General features: G+C 70.6%; 12 protein-coding genes. 8 read left to right on the top strand and 4 right to left on the bottom strand.

All coding sequences use genetic code 11. The annotated features are described in order from the left end of the window. Nucleotides 1-120: 120 nt before the first annotated feature. The 8 genes from OU415_RS28405 to OU415_RS28370 all read left to right on the top strand — a co-directional run bounded on the left by OU415_RS28405 (nt 121) and on the right by OU415_RS28370 (nt 6,912). Complete coding sequence (locus OU415_RS28405) at nt 121-558, top strand: NUDIX hydrolase (protein ID WP_270952397.1); 438 nt, start codon at nt 121-123, stop codon at nt 556-558. Between the two features lie 209 nt (nt 559-767). Further along, nucleotides 768-2,267 carry a CoA-acylating methylmalonate-semialdehyde dehydrogenase gene (locus tag OU415_RS28400; RefSeq protein WP_270952396.1) on the top strand — a complete coding sequence of 500 codons (1,500 nt, stop codon included), beginning with the start codon at nt 768-770 and terminating at the stop codon, nt 2,265-2,267. Between the two features lie 91 nt (nt 2,268-2,358). Beyond that, entirely contained in the window at nt 2,359-3,528 is a 1,170-nt protein-coding gene (locus OU415_RS28395; protein WP_270952395.1) for an isobutyryl-CoA dehydrogenase, read from the top strand. Nucleotides 3,529-3,629: 101 nt separating this feature from the next. Then, nucleotides 3,630-4,664 (top strand): enoyl-CoA hydratase/isomerase family protein, encoded by a 1,035-nt coding sequence (locus OU415_RS28390; RefSeq protein ID WP_270952394.1) that lies wholly within the window; start codon nt 3,630-3,632, stop codon nt 4,662-4,664. Nucleotides 4,665-4,713: 49 nt separating this feature from the next. Then, nucleotides 4,714-5,598 (top strand): 3-hydroxyisobutyrate dehydrogenase, encoded by an 885-nt coding sequence (mmsB, locus tag OU415_RS28385; RefSeq protein WP_270952393.1) that lies wholly within the window; start codon nt 4,714-4,716, stop codon nt 5,596-5,598. 230 nt (nt 5,599-5,828) lie between these two features. After that, on the top strand, nt 5,829-6,068 hold the full coding sequence (locus OU415_RS28380; protein WP_270952392.1) for a hypothetical protein: 240 nt from the start codon (nt 5,829-5,831) through the stop codon (nt 6,066-6,068). Next, nucleotides 6,065-6,493, top strand: a complete 429-nt coding sequence (locus tag OU415_RS28375; RefSeq protein ID WP_270952391.1) for a ribonuclease domain-containing protein — start codon at nt 6,065-6,067, stop codon at nt 6,491-6,493. Before OU415_RS28380 ends, OU415_RS28375 begins: the two co-directional genes overlap by 4 nt. A 50-nt stretch (nt 6,494-6,543) precedes the next feature. After that, the gene (locus OU415_RS28370) at nt 6,544-6,912 is read left to right on the top strand and encodes a barstar family protein (RefSeq protein WP_270952390.1); all 369 of its coding nucleotides are present in this window, start codon (nt 6,544-6,546) and stop codon (nt 6,910-6,912) included. 49 nt (nt 6,913-6,961) lie between these two features. On the opposite strand, the gene OU415_RS28365 is transcribed toward OU415_RS28370, so the two are convergent. The 4 genes from OU415_RS28365 to OU415_RS28350 form a co-directional block, all read right to left on the bottom strand. Beyond that, nucleotides 6,962-7,738, bottom strand: a complete 777-nt coding sequence (locus tag OU415_RS28365; RefSeq protein WP_270952389.1) for an enoyl-CoA hydratase family protein — start codon at nt 7,736-7,738, stop codon at nt 6,962-6,964. A gap of 260 nt (nt 7,739-7,998) precedes the next feature. Continuing rightward, on the bottom strand, nt 7,999-10,362 hold the full coding sequence (locus tag OU415_RS28360) for an ADP-ribosylglycohydrolase family protein (protein ID WP_270952388.1): 2,364 nt from the start codon (nt 10,360-10,362) through the stop codon (nt 7,999-8,001). A gap of 5 nt (nt 10,363-10,367) precedes the next feature. Beyond that, the gene (locus OU415_RS28355) at nt 10,368-15,290 is read right to left on the bottom strand and encodes a type VII secretion system-associated protein (RefSeq protein ID WP_270952387.1); all 4,923 of its coding nucleotides are present in this window, start codon (nt 15,288-15,290) and stop codon (nt 10,368-10,370) included. Nucleotides 15,291-15,520: 230 nt separating this feature from the next. Beyond that, nucleotides 15,521-15,745: a hypothetical protein gene (locus tag OU415_RS28350; RefSeq protein ID WP_270952386.1), complete on the bottom strand. Its 225-nt coding sequence runs from the start codon at nt 15,743-15,745 to the stop codon at nt 15,521-15,523. Nucleotides 15,746-16,637 lie beyond the last annotated feature (892 nt).

Genomic DNA, 16,637 nt, shown 5'->3' with positions numbered 1-16,637 from the left:
TGACGTCTGCACCGATCGCGGCGGCGAGGAGGCTCTGCCGATCGGGGGAGGCGAGCACTTGGGGCGGGAAGGCGCGGATCTGCCTGCGGTACCGTGACGAAAAGCCCCGGAGGACACCGCATGCACCCCGCCGAAGTCGCCGACTTGGCCCGCCAGGACGCCGCGGATGGTGTCGAGCAGCAGATCGTCGCCGGTGTCGTCGACGTCGACGGGCGAGTTCTGCTGGTCCGCCGGTGCGCTACGGATTCCCGGGGCGGGGAGTGGGAGTTCCCCGGCGGCAAGGTCGACCCCGGTGAGGACCTGAGCACCGCGCTGCACCGCGAGGTGATCGAGGAAACCGGCCTGCGCATCGCCGAGGTCACCGGATACCTCGGCGCGTTCGACTACACCAGCGCCAGCGGCCGCCACAACCGCCAGCACACCTGGTCGGTGACCGTCGAACCGGCCGACGGCGTGCGCCTGACCGAACACGACGCCTACGCCTGGGTCACGACCTCCGACGACCGCCCCCTCAGCCCCGAACTCGCGAAGATCCTCAACGACTACCTCGAGTCGTGACGTCAGCCGGGGTGCGCCAAGGCTCGTGAGCACTTTGGGGCGCTATGACACCGCAAAACACTCACGAGGTCTGAGCTGCGGATGAAAACTCGCTGAACTGTGATGGGCGACACCCTGTTGCGGGAGACGTGTTTCTGGGAATGATTGGGGTACCAAAGGTTTGACTTCCGAGTAATTACCGGCCGGTACGGCGGAAGGTGCGTTGCGAGATGACCAACGAGCTGGAGCACTTCATCGGTGGCAAGCGCGTTGCGGGGACCTCGGGTTCCTTCGGCGACGTGTTCGACCCCAACACCGGGCAGGTGCAGGCCCGGGTTCCGCTGGCGTCCGCGGAGGAGGTCGTGGCGGCTGTCGACAACGCCGCCGAGGCGCAGCCTGCCTGGGCCGCGCTGAACCCGCAGAAGCGGGCACGGGTGCTGATGCGCTTCCTGCAGCTGGTCAACGAGGAGATGGACTCGCTGGCGCGGCTGCTGGCCTCCGAGCACGGCAAGACCGTCGCCGACGCCAAGGGCGACATCCAGCGCGGTCTGGAGGTCGTCGAGTTCGCCGTCGGCATCCCGCACCTGCTCAAGGGCGAGTACAGCGAGAGCGCCGGTACCGGCATCGACGTCTACTCGATGCGGCAGCCGCTGGGCGTGGTCGCCGGCATCACGCCGTTCAACTTCCCGGCGATGATCCCGCTGTGGAAGGCCGCACCGGCCATCGCCTGCGGCAACGCCTTCATCCTCAAGCCGTCCGAGCGGGACCCCTCGGTGCCGCTGCGGCTGGCCGAGCTGTTCATCGAGGCCGGGCTGCCGCCGGGGATCTTCAACGTCGTCAACGGTGACAAGACCGCGGTGGACGCGATCCTCACCGAGCCGCGCGTCGAGGCCGTCGGGTTCGTCGGCTCCTCGGACATCGCCGAGTACATCTACACGACCGCCGCGGCCCACGGGAAGCGCGCGCAGTGCTTCGGCGGTGCCAAGAATCACCTGATCGTGATGCCCGACGCGGACCTCGACCAGGCCGTCGACGCGCTGATCGGCGCCGGCTACGGCTCGGCGGGCGAGCGCTGCATGGCCATCTCGGTGGCCGTGCCGGTCGGCGAGGCCACCGCGAACGCGCTGGTGGAGAAGCTGGTCGAGCGGGTGGGGCAGCTCAAGATCGGCACCAGCTTCGACGAGAGCGCCGACTTCGGGCCGCTGGTCACCGGCCAGGCCCGGCAGCGGGTCCTGGACCTGATCGGCGTGGGCGTCGACGAAGGCGCGCAGCTGGTGGTGGACGGTCGGGACTTCACGCTGGCCGGCAACGAGGACGGGTTCTTCCTCGGCGCCTCGCTGTTCGACCACGTCACCCCGGACATGCGGATCTACCGGGAGGAGATCTTCGGTCCGGTGCTCTCGATCGTGCGCGCCGCCGACTACGACGAGGCGCTGCGGCTGCCCAGCGAGCACGAGTACGGCAACGGCGTCGCGATCTTCACCCGTGACGGTGACGCGGCCCGCGAGTTCGTCTCCCGCGTCAACACCGGCATGGTCGGGGTGAACGTTCCGATCCCGGTGCCGATCGCCTACCACACCTTCGGCGGCTGGAAGCGCTCCGGATTCGGCGACCTCAACCAGCACGGCCCGGACGCGATCCGCTTCTACACCAAGACCAAGACGGTCACCTCGCGCTGGCCTTCCGGCTTGAAGGAAGGCGCCAGCTTCACCATCCCGACCATGCACTGAACCCGGGCGAGCGGCGGCCCCGCGGGAGGGGCCGCTGCCTGCGCAGGAGGTGGCGGTTTCGCGCGAGACCGCCGAAGGCGAAGGAGTGGACGTGTCCGTTGCAGCCGTAGCCGGTCCGGTGTCGCCGTTCGGGCTCACCGACGACCAGCGCGCCATCCGGGAGGCCGCGCGGGAGTTCGCCGCCGAGCAGCTCGCCCCGCACGCCGTCGACTGGGACCAGGCCAAGCACTTCCCGGTCGAGACGCTGCGGCTGGCCGGGGAGCTCGGGATGGGCGGGGTCTACGTCGACGAATCCGTCGGCGGCAGCGGCCTGAGCCGGTTCGACTCGGCGCTGATCTTCGAGGCGCTGGCCAGCGGCGACCCGTCGATCGCCGCCTACATCTCCATCCACAACATGTGCGCGGGCATGATCGACCGCTTCGGCACCGACGAGCAGCGCAACCGCTGGCTGCCGCAGCTGTGCTCGATGCAGCGCCTGGCCAGCTACTGCCTCACCGAGCCCGGGGCTGGTTCGGACGCCGCCGCGCTGCAGACCCGCGCGGTCCGGGACGGCGACGACTACGTGCTGACCGGCGTCAAGCAGTTCATCTCGGGTGGTGGCAGCTCGGACGTCTACGTGGTGATGGCCCGCACCGGTGAGCAGGGCGCGAAGGGCATCTCCACCTTCGTCGTCGAGGCAGACGCGCCGGGCCTGTCGTTCGGGGCGAACGAGAAGAAGATGGGCTGGAACGCCCAACCCACCAGGCAGGTGATCTTCGACGGCGTCCGGGTGCCCGCCGACCAGCGGCTCGGCGAGGAGGGCATCGGCTTCCGGATCGCGATGACCGGGCTGGACGGCGGCCGGCTCAGCATCGGCGCGTGCTCGCTGGGCGGCGCGCAGGCGGCGCTCGACAAGAGCCTCGGTTACGTGCGGGAACGCACCGCGTTCGGGGTCAAGCTCAGCGAGTTCGAGGCGCTGCAGTTCAAGCTCGCCGACATGGCCACCGAGCTGGAAGCCGCCCGGCTGCTGCTGTGGCGGGCGGCGGTGGCGCTGGACGCCAAGGATTCGTCGGCGACCCGGTTGTGCGCGATGGCCAAGCGACTCGCCACCGATACGGGGTTCGCGGTGGCCAACGAAGCCCTTCAGATCCACGGTGGATACGGCTACCTTGCCGAGTACGGCTTGGAGAAGATCGTCCGCGACCTGCGGGTGCATCAGATCCTGGAAGGCACCAACGAAATCATGCGCCTGATCGTCTCCCGCAGCCTCCTGTCCGGGTGAGGTGGTCCGCGAATTCCATTGAAATCGAACGTCCGATTTCAATGGAATTTGCGGTGGGAGGCGGCAGGTGGTGCGCATGACGAGATACGGGGAGTGGCTGTATGACGGAGCCCGAGGTCCTGGTTCGCGAGCAGGGCTCGCTCGGACGGATCACGCTCAACCGCCCCAAGGCGCTCAACTCGCTGACGCTGGGCATGGTGCGGGAGATGGCGAAGGCCATCGAGCAGTGGCGCACCGCCGAGCACATCGAGGCAGTCCTGATCGACGGAGCGGGCGAGCGCGGGCTGTGCGCGGGCGGGGACGTCCGGGCGTTGCACGACGCGGTCAAGGCCGGTGACGAGTCGCTGCCCATCGCTTTCTGGACCGAGGAGTACCAGCTCAACTCGGCGCTGGCGGGGTATCCGAAGCCGGTCGTGGGGATCATGGACGGCATCACCATGGGCGGCGGCGTCGGCATCTCCGCGCACGGCTCGCACCGGGTGGTCACCGAGCGCTCCAAGGTCGGCATGCCGGAGGTCGGCATCGGCTTCATCCCGGACGTCGGCGGCACCTACCTGCTGTCCCGCGCACCCGGTGAGCTCGGCACCCACCTGGCGCTGACCGGCAGCCCGGTCGGCGGAGCGGACGCGGTGCACTGCGGCGTGGCCGACTACTTCGTCGACAGCGCCAACCTGCCCGAGCTCATCAACGCGTTGTCCGGCGGCTCGGTCGACGAGGTGCTGCGCAAGTTCGCCGAACCCACTCCGGACGCGCCGCTGGCCGAGCACCGGGAGTGGATCGACGCGGCCTACTCGGCGGACAGCGTCGAGGAGGTCCTGCGCCGGCTGCGGGAGCGTCCGGAAGCCGCGGCCCGCGAAGCCGCCGAGGCGATCGAGCAGAAGTCGCCGACCTCGCTGAAGGTCACGCTCAAGGCCCTGCGCAGCGATTACGCCTCGCTGGAGGAGGCGCTGGTGCAGGAGTACCGGCTGGCCATGGCCTGCGTGCGCATCGGTGACTTCGTCGAGGGGGTGCGGGCGACCCTGGTCGACAAGGACCGCAACCCGAAGTGGTCGCCGCCGCAGCTGTCCGAAGTGGACGACGCGCGGGTGGCCGAGTTCTTCGCCCCGGTCGCGGGCGAGCCGAAGCTGTTCGGCTGACCTCGCGTCGGCCCCGACTCCGAAGTTCCAGCGCAGAAAGGTTGTGACAATGGCTGTCATCGGTTTCATCGGGCTGGGCCACATGGGCGGTCCGATGTCGGCGAACCTGGTCAAGGCCGGGCACACCGTGCAGGGCTTCGACCTGATCCCGGCTGCGCTGGAGGTCGCCGCACAGCACGGCGTGACCACCGTGGCGTCGGTGGCCGACGCGGTCGCCGGTGCCGATGCGGTGATCACCATGCTGCCCAGCGGCAAGCACGTGCTCGAGTGCTACGACGAGGTGCTGGCCGCGGCCAAGCCCGGCGCGCTGCTGGTCGACTCGTCCACTGTGGATGTGGCGGACGCCAGGGCGGCGCACGAGCGGGCCGAGAAGGCCGGGTTCGACTCCGTCGACGCGCCGGTGTCCGGCGGCACGGCCGGGGCGGAAGCGGGCACGCTGACGTTCATGGTCGGCGGCTCGGAGGACGCCTTCCGCCGCGCCGAACCACTGCTGGAGCCGATGGCCCGCAAGGTGATCCACTGCGGCGGGCCGGGCAACGGCCAGGTCACCAAGATGTGCAACAACCTCATCCTCGGGGCATCGATGGTCGCGGTCAGCGAGGCGTTCGTGCTCGGCGAGCGGCTCGGGCTGTCGCACGAGGCGCTCTACGACGTGGCGTCGGTCTCCACCGGGCAGTGCTGGGCGCTGACCACGAACTGCCCGGTACCGGACCTGGTGGAGACCAGCCGCGCCAACCACGACTACGAGCCCGGCTTCGCCGCCGCGCTGATGCTCAAGGACCTCCGGTTGGCCACCTCGGCGGCCGAGCAGAGCGGCACCGACATCGCGATCGGCCGCCTGGCCACCGAGCTCTACCGCCGCTTCAACGAGGAGGGCGGCGGCGACCTGGACTTCGGCGCGATCATCAAGTCCGTCCGGGAGCACTCGTCCTGAGCTGAGCGCCCATCAGCGGCCCGGGCCCCAGCGGCCTGGGCCGCTGTCGTTCCGGGGCTCTGACCAGGTGCGATGCGGCTTCCGCGCGGGCCGGAGCCGGGTGTCGATTTCGCCGGGAACCGTCCCGGGCCGGGGCGGACGGCGATTTTTCGCGAAATCGACACATCGCCCACGCCCGGAGGGGCGGGGTGGCGCACGGCGGCGCGGAGCCGCGCGTACCCTGGCGCTCTGTGTTTGAGTGGCTTGTCGAGTGGTACGACGGCGTCGAGCTCTGGCTCGTGCAGTTGCCGTACCCGCTGCAGGTAGTGCTGGTGTTCGCCGTGCTGCTGCCGCTGTGCTGGGGCCTGGCGCGCGTGATCGATCGCGGCATCGACGGGCTCGGCGCGAAGCTCACCCGCGTGCGCGATGCCGAGCCCCCGGTCGGCCGCCGCGACGGCGCGTCCTCCCGGGGTCGGAAGGAGACGGCGTGACCTCGCGGAAGCGCATTACGTCGGCGTTGATCGGGCTCATCGTCCTGGTGGTCGGCGGCTGGTTCGCCCGCGACGTCGTCGTCGACGACAAGGCGCCGGCCAGCCAGCAGGTCCAGGAGGTGCCCGGTGCCGACTCCGGTCTGCCGGTCAAGGAGCTGTCGACGCTCCCGCCGGAGGCCGGCAAGACCTGGAAGCTGATCCAGAGCAACGGACCGTTCCCGTACCCGCAGAAGGACGGCACGGTCTTCGGCAACCGGGAAGGCGTCCTGCCCAAGGAGAAGTCGGGCTACTACCACGAGTACACGGTGCCGACGCCGGGATCTCGCGACCGGGGTGCCCGACGACTGGTCACCGGTGACCACTCTGAGCTTTACTACACAGGCGATCACTACGAGTCCTTCGTGGTTGTCGACACCACGGGTTGAGTGCGATGTTTGCGACTAAATGGGCCATCAGGGTGCGGAAGGAGCAGCCGGTGAGCGAGGTGGAGCACCCATCCGCCGACGTCTCGGCGCGCGAGGCCGTGCAGGAAGCAGAGGAGCGCGGGGCGACCGCGCACCTGCTCGACGGTTCTGACCTGATCAGCAAGCGGACGACGCTCGATGGCATCGCCGCTGTGCTGAACTTCCCGGAGTGGGCGGGCCGGAACCTGGACGCCCTCTACGACTGCCTGACCGACCTGTCCTGGCTGTCCGAGGGCGAGCACGTGCTGGTCTGGTCCGGCTTCCAGGCCCTGGCCGAGCACGACCCGAAGGCCTTCGGCCGGATCAACGCGGTCCTGCGCGACGCGGCGGAACACCCGATCTGCGGCCGCACCTTCACCTCGGTCCTGACCAAGGAGTGATCGCTCGACCGGAAAGTCCCGCCCCGCGGCGGGCGGGACTTTCGCCAGGTCACTTGAGGGCGTCGGGGACCCAGGAGGGCTTCCGCTTCTCGGCGAAGGCCTTCATGCCTTCCTGGCCCTCCTCGCCTGCGAAGTGCTCGGCCGAGAGCTCGAGCATCTGCTCGAAGGCTTCGCTCATCGCCGGCGGGCGCTGGGCGGTCAGCATCTCCTTGGTCGCCGCCAGGGCGTTCGGGGCGCCGAGGGCGAGCATGTCCGCGTAGCGCTTGACCTCCGCGTCCAGGTCGTCGGCGGGCACCGCGGAGTTGATCAGGCCGATCTCGGCCGCGCGGCGGGCGTCGAAGGTCTCGCCGGTGAGGAACAGCTCGTGCGCCTGGCGGGTGGTCAGGCGGGGCAGCACGGTCACCGAGATCACCGCGGGCACCACGCCGATGCGGACTTCGGAGAAGGCGAAGGTGGCGGTGTCCACCGCGACCGCGATGTCGCAGGCCGCGATGATGCCGACCCCGCCGGCGCGGGCCGGGCCGGCCAGCTTGGCCACGACCGGCTTCGGGCAGGTCCAGATCTGCTCCAGGATCGCCGGGAACTCCTGCACGCCCTGGTTCTCGGCGTCGGCCGAGCGCGATTCCTTGAGGTCCATCCCCGCGCAGAACACCGTGCCGGTGTGGTCCAGGACGATCACGCGCACCGCGTCGTCGGCGATCGCGGACGTCAGGTGCTGCCGCAGCTCCTTGCGCAGCTGGGCGGACAGGGCGTTGCGGTTGCGCGGCGAATCCAGGGTGATCGTGGCGACGCCGTCGGCCACGACCAGGTGCACGAGTTCATCCATGACAGGCACGTTAACCGCGCTAACCACAGACCGACCAGTGATCCACGTCGCACCGTTGCCCTACTCGCCCAGCGTGGCGATGCGGTCACCGGCGGGGATTGAAATTCAATGGAATTTCGAGGTCTGATTTCCATTGAAGTTGCGGAAGTTCTCCACGGGCCGGACGACTTGTCCGCGAGTGTCGGCGTGTCGGGGCACGACACACCGGGGTCCGACACGCAGGGAGGGCGCAGTTTCAATTGAAACTGCGGTCCACCGGGTCAGGTGGGTGGGTAGCGGTCGGACCAGTCGGGTGGGCGGGGGCCGAACTCGAGGACCGCGTCGTGGGCGAGGCGTTCGATCACCTCGTGCAGTTCCAGCTCGGACGTCCAGCGCTCCGGGATGCGGCGTGCTCCGGCCACCGCACCCACCAGGCAGCCGCAGACCGCTCCGGTCGTCGCGCTGTTGCCGGAGTGGTTGACCGCCACCGGGAGCGCGGCGTCGAAGTCGCCTTCGCCGACGAGCGCCGCGTAGAGGCCGATGGACAGGGCTTCCGCCGCCGTCGAGCCGGTGCCGAGGGTGCGCTCCACCTCGCCCGGTGGTACCCGGCCGTCGCGGGCCAGCTCGGTCGCTGCGCCGATCCGGCGGGTGACCTCCTCGTGCCCGGAGTGCGCCGCGAGCTGCCCGAACACGTCGTCCACGGCGGCGCTCAGCGGTTCGCCGGCGAGCAGTCGGGACGTGAGGAAGGCCAGTGCGCCTGCGCTCAGGCGGGCCGTCGGGTGGCCGTGGGTCAGGGCTGCGGTGGTCGTGCCGACCTCGAAGACCTCGGCCGGGTCGCTGCTCCACAGCGCCGCGGGCACCGCTCGCATGATCGCGCTGCTGCCCGACGAGTCGCTGACCGGCTGCTCCGGGGTCCCCATCTGCTGCTGGCCCTTGGCGAAGGCGATCAGCGTGCGCATCATCGTCCGGCCCGGGTTGCGGGTCTGGAACAGCGCCCGCTGCTGGACCAGCCAGCCGTCCGGTTCCGGTGTGGTGCGCAGGAACTCGCCCGCCGCGCGCGGCCAGCTCAGGTGCTGGGTGTGCAGCCAGCGCTGGTAGGCGTGCTGGATGTGCCGGGTCGGGTCGTCGGTTCCGCGGGTGCGGCGGCTGACGTTGGCGCGGATCGTGCCTTCCAGCGAGAACAGCAGCAGCTGGGTGTCGCTGCCGAGGCGACCCGAGGGGTGCCCGGCGGGGACGTAACCGGTCAGCCCGTCGGCGCCGTGCCGGGAGCGGATCTCCTCCCAGCTGTCCGCGGCCACCGGGATGCCGAGGGCTTCGCCGACCGCGCAGCCCAGCACCGCGCCCACGAACCGGTCGCGGGATGCGGCCAGCCGGGGGACCGCGGTCAGCCCGGTGCGGTAGTCCGCTGTGGACGGTGCCGGTTCGGCCGCGTCGGTGGTCGGGTAGCGGCGCTCCCAGGTCTCGGATTCGTCCGGGTACGGCCCGAACTCCGCTGCCGCGTCGACGGCGATCCGCTCGACCAGGGACGTGATCGGCAGTGCGTCGAGCAGCTCGGCGGGGATCGCCGTCGGACCGCGCAGCGCGCCGAGCAGCTGCCCGCACAGCATCGCTGAGCTGGCGGTATCGCCGTCGTGGTCGCTCGCCGCGCGGATCGCCGCAGCGAAGTCGTCCTCGCACGCCACCGCCACTCGCATCGCTATCGCCAGGGCGTCCAGGCCGCTGCGACCGGACTGCATGGCGTTGAGGTTCTGCGGTCCGGGGTGGAACCCGGCCGGGCTGACGTGGCCCAGCCGCAGCGCGTGCGCGAAGGTGCTGCGGGCCGGTTGCCAACCGGAAATGCCTTGCTGCAGCGAGGTTTCCAGCGGGTTCCCGCGCAGCAGCCACAGCATCGACACGCCGAGGACGCTGGCCGGGCTGTGCCCGTTGACGTGTCCGTGGGTGAGCGCGGCGAGGTCACCGCCCAGCGCGAACACGGTGCCGGGATCACCCGACCACAGCGCCGCGAGCGCGCCCAGCGGTACCGCGGTGGCCGAGGCGGAGCTGTTGATCGGCTTCTTGCGGGTCCCGGCTGCGTGCCCGGCGGCGACGCGCGTCAGTGCGGTGAGCATCGTCGGTTCGTCGGTTCGCGGCGAGTGCAGGAGCCGTTCCCGCACCAGCCAGCCGTTCGGCTGCGCGGTGTCGGTTCCGCAGTCCCGCCACGGAACGCCGCGGGTATGCAGCCAGCGCCGCAAGCCGTTGAGCGCGAAGCCGAGCGGATCGCCTTCGCCGGACGCGCGCGCCTGCGTGTGCGCCCGGATCATGCCTTCCAGGGCGAAGAGCAGCGCGCTGGTGCGCTGCCCGACCTCGCCGAGGGCGACGAACTCGCCCACCGCGCCGCCCAGCAGCATGCCGAGCAGCCGGCTGGGGGCTTCCGGGAGCGGGCCGTCGCGGTCGGCCAATCCCGTGTCGGGCACCGGTGGGGACTCGTCGCCGAACCGGTGCTGCAGGGCCGCCGCCCACAGCGGTGCGGTGGCGGGCCGTTCCCGCCACCGCCGCCAGGTCTCCAGCAGCTGCTGCTCCACCGGGTCGCGCTCGCCAGCGGCTCGCGCCTTGCGCCAAGCCGCGAGCAGCGCTCGCTCCGAGTCGTCCAGCCGGGATTCGTCCACGCGGTCTATCCGAGGTAGCGCTGCGCCCAGTCGGGCACTTGCTGGTCGGAGGTGATCTCGGCGCGAGCCCGCTGCTCGTCGGCGACCAGCTCGGTGAGGACTTCCCGCAGCTCCAGCTCTTCCAGCCACTCGGCCGGGATCTGCTCGGTGCCGCGCGCCGCCCCGAGCAGGCTGCCGCAGATCGCCGCGGTGGTCGCGGTGTTGCCGGAGTGGGTGGCCGCCAGCGAGACCGCGTCGGCGAAGGAGTTCGGGTGCGCCAGCGCCGCGGCGACGGCGATCGCCAGCGCTTCCGGCGCCTGCCAGCCCAGCCCCAGCTCCTCGAAGCGGGTGGGCGAGACCTGCCCGCTGCCGACGATCTCGAGGGCCGAGCGCAGCCCCTGGGTGATGCCCTCCGCGACCTCCATCTGGTCCAGCTCGGCGAGCACCGAGTGCACGGCGTCGACCAGGGTCTGCCCGTTGTTGAGCGAGCACACCAGCCCGGCCAGCGCACCAGCGGTGAGGTAGCCGTCCGGGTGCCCGTGGGTGACCGCGGCGATCTCCGCGCCGTGGACGATCGCGTCCTGCGGCGAGGTGAACTCGAAGCCGATCGCCGCACCGCGCACGGCCGCTGCTGCGGTGCGAGCCGAGTTCGGCGGGTTGCTCGGCGTCGGGACCTCGCGGCGGTCCGAGAAGCGGGCCAGCGCGGTCAGCGTCGCCTCGTCCGGGAACCGCTGCGCCTGCAGGGCCTCGGTCTCGGCGAGCGCACCGAGCTGGAAGACGCCGCTGCGCAGCTTCACGCCCTGCGTGTGCATCCAGTGCAGCAGGGTTCCGCGCACCACCGACGGCCAGTGCTCGCTGATGCCGCGCTGCACCGAGCGGACGCGGGTGCGGATCAGGGCGTCCAGGACGAACGCGGTCTGCTGCCCGTGCGCGGTGGCCGCGGCCCGCTTGCCGAAGGCTTCGGCCATCTCCCGGACGCCTTCCGGGTTCTCGCGCAGGATCGTGCTCAGGTCGGAGAACATCCACGGCGCGCCGAGCGCGTCGCCGACGGCGGTGCCCAGCACGCAGCCCGCCACCCGCTCGTCGCGGCTGAGCTGGACCTGGGTCTCGGCGACCAGTTCGCCCTCGTCCTCGGTCTCGGCGGCCTCGCCGATCAGCTGCGCCGCGCGCTCCGCGCCGAAGGCCTCGACGAGCAGCTTGTGCAGGTCCTGCGTGAGGTCCGCGGAGTTGCCGTCCTCGTTGTCGCGGAACTTCCGCCAGGCGGCGAGCAGCTGCAGCTCCTCGTTGGAGAGCCCGTCGTCCGCGTCGTCGTCGGCCGGTTCGGCCACCGGCTCCTCGGCGACCGGTTCGACCTGCACTTCGGTGGCCTCGGCTTCCTCAGCGGCGGGTTCCTCGGTGGACTCCGCCTCCTCGGCGGGCTGCTCTTCGACGGCGGAATCCTCTTCCTCGGCGGGCTCGTCGGTCACCGCGACGGCGGCCGCTCCGGCGGCGGCAACGGCAGTGGCAGCCACCCCGGCCGCGACTGCGGTGGACTGCTCCGCGTCCTCCGCGACCGGTTCGGACTCGGGCTGCTCATCGGTCTCCGCAACGGCTTCAGCCTGCTCCTCGACCGGTTCCTCGATCGCGGCGGCCGACTCCTCGGCCGGTTCCGGCTGCTCGTCGGGGGTGTCCTGCTCGGCGGGCTCGTCCGCGCCGATGGGGTAGCGGTCCAGCCAGTCGGCGTCGCGCGGCGGGTTCGGGCCGAACTCGCGGATCGCGTCGGCGGCCAGCTGCTCGATGACCTCGCGCAGCTCCAGCTTGTCGCGCCAGGTCTGCGGGATGGCCTCCGAGGTCAGCGCCGCACCCATGATGTTGCCGCAGATCGCCGCGGTGGAGTCGCTGTCGCCGGAGTGGTTCGCGGCCAGCACCACCGCGTCGGCGAACGACTTCGGGTGGGTCAGCGACGCGCACACCGCGATCGCCAGCGCCTGCTCGCCGAACCAGCCCTCGCCGAGGGAGTCCTGGATCTGCTCCGGCGTCGGCTCGCCGCCGGCGGCGAGCTCGATGGCCGCGCGCAGCGCCGCCGAGGTCTCCTCGTGACCGTCCCACTTGGACAGTTCGGTGAGCGCGCCGTCCACCGCTTCCGGCAGCGACCGGCCGTCCAGCAGCTGCTGGACGATCACGGCCAGCGCACCGGCGGGCAGGAAGCCGCTCGGGTTGCCGTGCGTGAGCAGCGCGGTCATCGCGCCGACCTGGAACACCTCGGCGGAATCGGTCGACCACAGCGCGGCCGGGGCCGCCCGCATCACGCCGCCGCAGCCCTTGGAGTCGTTGAGCCGGTTGGTGAACGAGCCCTGCGGCTTGCCGTTGGCGTAGCCGTGCAGCGCCTGGATGCACGTCGTGCCGGGCGCGCGGCGGACGAACAGGCCCTTCTGCCGGATCAGCCAGCCGTCCGGCGGGGTCGCCGCCAGCGGTCCGCCGGCTTCCCGCCAGTCGAAGCCCTGGGTGTGCAGCCAGCGCTGGTAGGCGTGCTGGACCTGGGTGGCCGGTTCGTTCTCGCCGAACAGCCGCCGCCGGACGCTCGCCCGGATCAGGCCTTCCAGCGTGAACATCGTCATCTGGGTCTCGTCGCTGACCGAGCCGCCGGGTCGGTGCGCGTCGACGAAGTCGGTGAGCCCGGCCGAGCCGTACTTGCGGCGGATGTCCTGCAGCGAGTCGTCCTCGATCGGGTAGCCGAGGGCGTCACCGGCGGCCCCGCCGAGCAGGAAGCCGAGGATCCGCTGCGCGCGCAGGTCCTCCGGATCGGCGGGCTCGTCGGTCTCGGGTTTGTCAGCTGCCGCTTCCGCGACGACCGGTGCCGCCGGGGGCTCGGCTTCCTCCACTGCGGTGTCGTCGTCGGACGTCGCTTCGGATTCGTCCGAGTCCTCGTCGGCAGCGGCTTCTTCGTCGGCGGCTGCGGGCTCGTCGGAATCCTGGGCCTCTTCGGCCGGAGCTTCGGCTTCTTCGTCGGCCGGGGTCTCGTCGGAGTCCTGGTCGACCGCGGCTTCTTCGACGTCCGCGGCGGCGCTCTCCGCTTCGACGGCTTCCTCCGCCGGCGCGGCTTCCGCGGCGGGCTTGTCCGAGACGAGCGGCAGGGTGGAGGTGAAGTCCAGGTCGGAGACGTCCTTGGCAGCCGGGTAGCGCGCCTCCCAGGCGTCACCGCCCGGCGGCGTCGGGCTGAACTCCAGCAACGCGTCCTTGGCGAGGGATTCGACGACTTCCCGCTGCTTGAGGTCGCGCAGCCAGACGCCCGGCAGCGCGGGCGCGCCGTAGCGGGCACCGACGATGTTGCCGCAGATCGCCGCGGTGGAGTCGCTGTCGCCGGAGTGGTTGACCGCCACCATCAGCGCGGCGGCGATGCTGTCGGTGCTGAGCGCCGCGCACACCGCGATGGCCAGGGCCTCGTGCCCGGCCCAGCCGCCGCCCAGCGAGTCCTTGAGCTGCTCCGGGGTCGGTTTCCCCTGCGCGGCGAGGTCCTCGGCGGCCTGCAGTGCGCGCTCGGTGTCCTCGTGGTCCGCGTACTGCACCAGCAGCTCGCGGGCTTGGCGCACCGCTTCCTCCAGCGTCGCCTCGCGCAGCAACCGGTGGACGATCACCGCGAACACGCCGGCGGGCAGGTAGCCGTTGGGCTGCGAGTAGGTCAGCGCCGCGGTCGCGGCGGCCAGCTCGAAGACCTGCTTCGGGTCGTCGGACCACAGCGCGACCGGGGCGGCGCGCACCACGCCACCGCAGTCGGGCGAGTCGTTGATGGGGCGCGAGAAGGTGCCGGGAGCGCCGACCGAGGCGAACTCGCGGAGCGCGGTGATGCAGCTGCTGTTCGGCGAGCGCACGGCGAACAGGTCGTGCTGCTCGATCAGCCAGCCGTTGGCCTTGGGGTGGCTGATCGCGTACGGCCCGGCGGCCCGCATCCACGCGTAGCCCTGGGTGTGCAGCCAGCGCTGGTAGGCCAGCTGGATCGCCGACAGCGGGTTGTCCGCCCCGGCCCGGACCGCGATGTGACCGCGGATCAGGCCCTCCAGGGTGAACAGGGTCATCTGGGTGTCGTCGGTGAACTCGCCGGGCTGGTCGCCGGTGCGGTCGTACTCGGTGACGCCCATCGCGCCGAAGCGGCTGCGGATCTGGTCGACCGGGTAGAACTCGACCGGCGCGCCCAGCGCGTCACCGATCGCACCGGCCAGCATCGAACCCAGGAAGCGGCGGCCGAACTCCGTCTCGACCGGGTCGATCGGCGCCGGGGGCTGCGGCGCGGGCGCGGCGCCGTTCGGCACCGGCGTGCCGTTGGGCGGGGACGGCGGAGCGACCGCGGGCATGCCGGTGGCGGGGGAGTTCACCGGGCCGCCGGGGGCCTTCGGCGGCACCGAGGCGGCGGCCTTGACCAGGTCCTCGGCGGGCACCCGGGCCTTGACCGGGCTGGTCGGGTTCACCTGGACGTCGATGCCGGCCGGGTTGTGCGCGGCCAGCTGGCGACCGGTCATCCGCTGCCAGGTCGTCCAGTTCGGCGGCAGGAAGCCCTCGGAGGTGAACACCTGGAGCTGCCGGCGCCCCGACTCGTGCTCCATCGTGAACAGGCCGGTGCCCTGCGGCTGCGCGAACAGGATCAGCTCGGCGTCCAGCATCGCGGTCAGCAGCGCGTGCCCCTGCGCGTAGCCGGTGGTGGTCAGCTGGAGGGCGCGCTCGACGTCGTTGGTCGGCGCGGGCAGCCGCAGCGCGACCGGTGACGGCCGGTAGTTCGGGTTGGGGGAGAAGTCGTCGGTGATCTCGCCCTTCTCATCGACCCGGTAGCCGCCGATGAAGCCCCACGGCGGGACCTCGGCGCTCGGATCGGTGAAGATCGGATCGACCACGTACAGCCAGGTGTTGGGCTGCTTCGTGGCCTGTTCCCGCATGGCGGGTGTGATGACCGGTCGATTCGGCTGCTGCGTCGTGTTCATCTCGCGCTGTTGTCCCCGACTCCTCATCCAGCCCTGCATTGATCGCCCCCACACCCCGGCGGTCACTCGATAGCGCGGGTCTGGCGGATCCGACGAACACAGGGAGCGGCCGGTTCCCCGCCCCGACGCTGATATCAAACTCTCTCATGACCACATGGGGTGAAGCTTGGGGTTCGGCAGAACAACTCACAGTTAATGGGTGATCAGCCGTTTCGGTCCGGATCACCGGCTCAGGACGAGAGCGCGGCGGCCATCAAGCAGCTCGTGCACGGCATGCCGACCGGAGCGTCCAGCGGCTCGGCCTCACCAGGGCGGATGGCGAACCCGCAGTAGGCGTGCAGCACGGAGGGCATGCTGCCCTCGGCAGGCAGCGGGAAGAAGTGGCAGGACCGGTCCCGCTCGCCGCGGGCGAGCTCGGCGCGCACCCGAGCGATCAGGTGGGGCTGCGAGATCATGCGGCGCTCGCGAGGATCGGCGAAGACGGGTCCGGCAGCGACCTGGGATGTCGGGGTGTTCCGGGTCGCTGCCGGTCATCGTGTACCCAGCTGGACACGTGCGCCATCATGCCCGGAAGGTTGCCCACCTCACCCGAGTTGTCGACTTTTGCTCAGACCAGGGTCTCGTCCCTGGTGGATGTAGGAGCGACCATCGCCTCGCGCGGGGGTGGTTGTGTCGGGTTCCGGCGGGGTCTTCACCTTGCGCCTGGGGGTGACGGTCGCAATTTCGATTGAAATTGGCTGCGTGCCCAACCGCAGGGATGGTCGAAACGGTGCCAATTTCGATTGAAATTGCGTTACACGAGGTGACCACCTGCCGCTTTGAACTCAACGTGACCCCGTGCGCGACGGGCGTCGCTGCTCGCTAAGTCCGCTGGGTATCGCCTCCGGTCGATCGGTGGTGATACCCGCTGTGACCAGCGAGGGGAGGTGGCGTTGGGGACGGGGTGATTTTGGGTTCAAAGCGGTAGGTGGTTGATTTTTGTGTGTAGCAATTTCAATCGAAATTGGCGTCGTTCTCGACGTGAGGTGCGGGGGCGATGTTTGCCAATTTCAATCGAAATTGCAGAGGTTCACCACTGGTCGAACGGTCGTGATACTCGTTCACCACTGGTCGAACGGTCGTGATACTCGTTCGCCGCTGGTCGAACGGTCGTGATACTCGTTCGCCGCTGGTCGAACGGTCGTGATACTCGTTCGCCGCTGGTCGAATGGTCGTGGTGTTCGTTCGCCGCTGGTCGAATGGTCGTGGTGTTCGTTCGCCGCTGGTCGAATGGTCGTGGTGTTCGTTCGCCGCTGGTCGAATGGTCGTGGTGTTCGTTCGCCGCTGGTCGAATGGTCGTGGTGTTCG

This window comes from Saccharopolyspora oryzae, from assembly GCF_027853915.1.
Lineage (GTDB): Bacteria > Actinomycetota > Actinomycetes > Mycobacteriales > Pseudonocardiaceae > Saccharopolyspora > Saccharopolyspora oryzae.
Note: the sequence above shows the minus strand (reverse complement) of the source record. Positions and strands in the feature narration are given on the sequence as shown.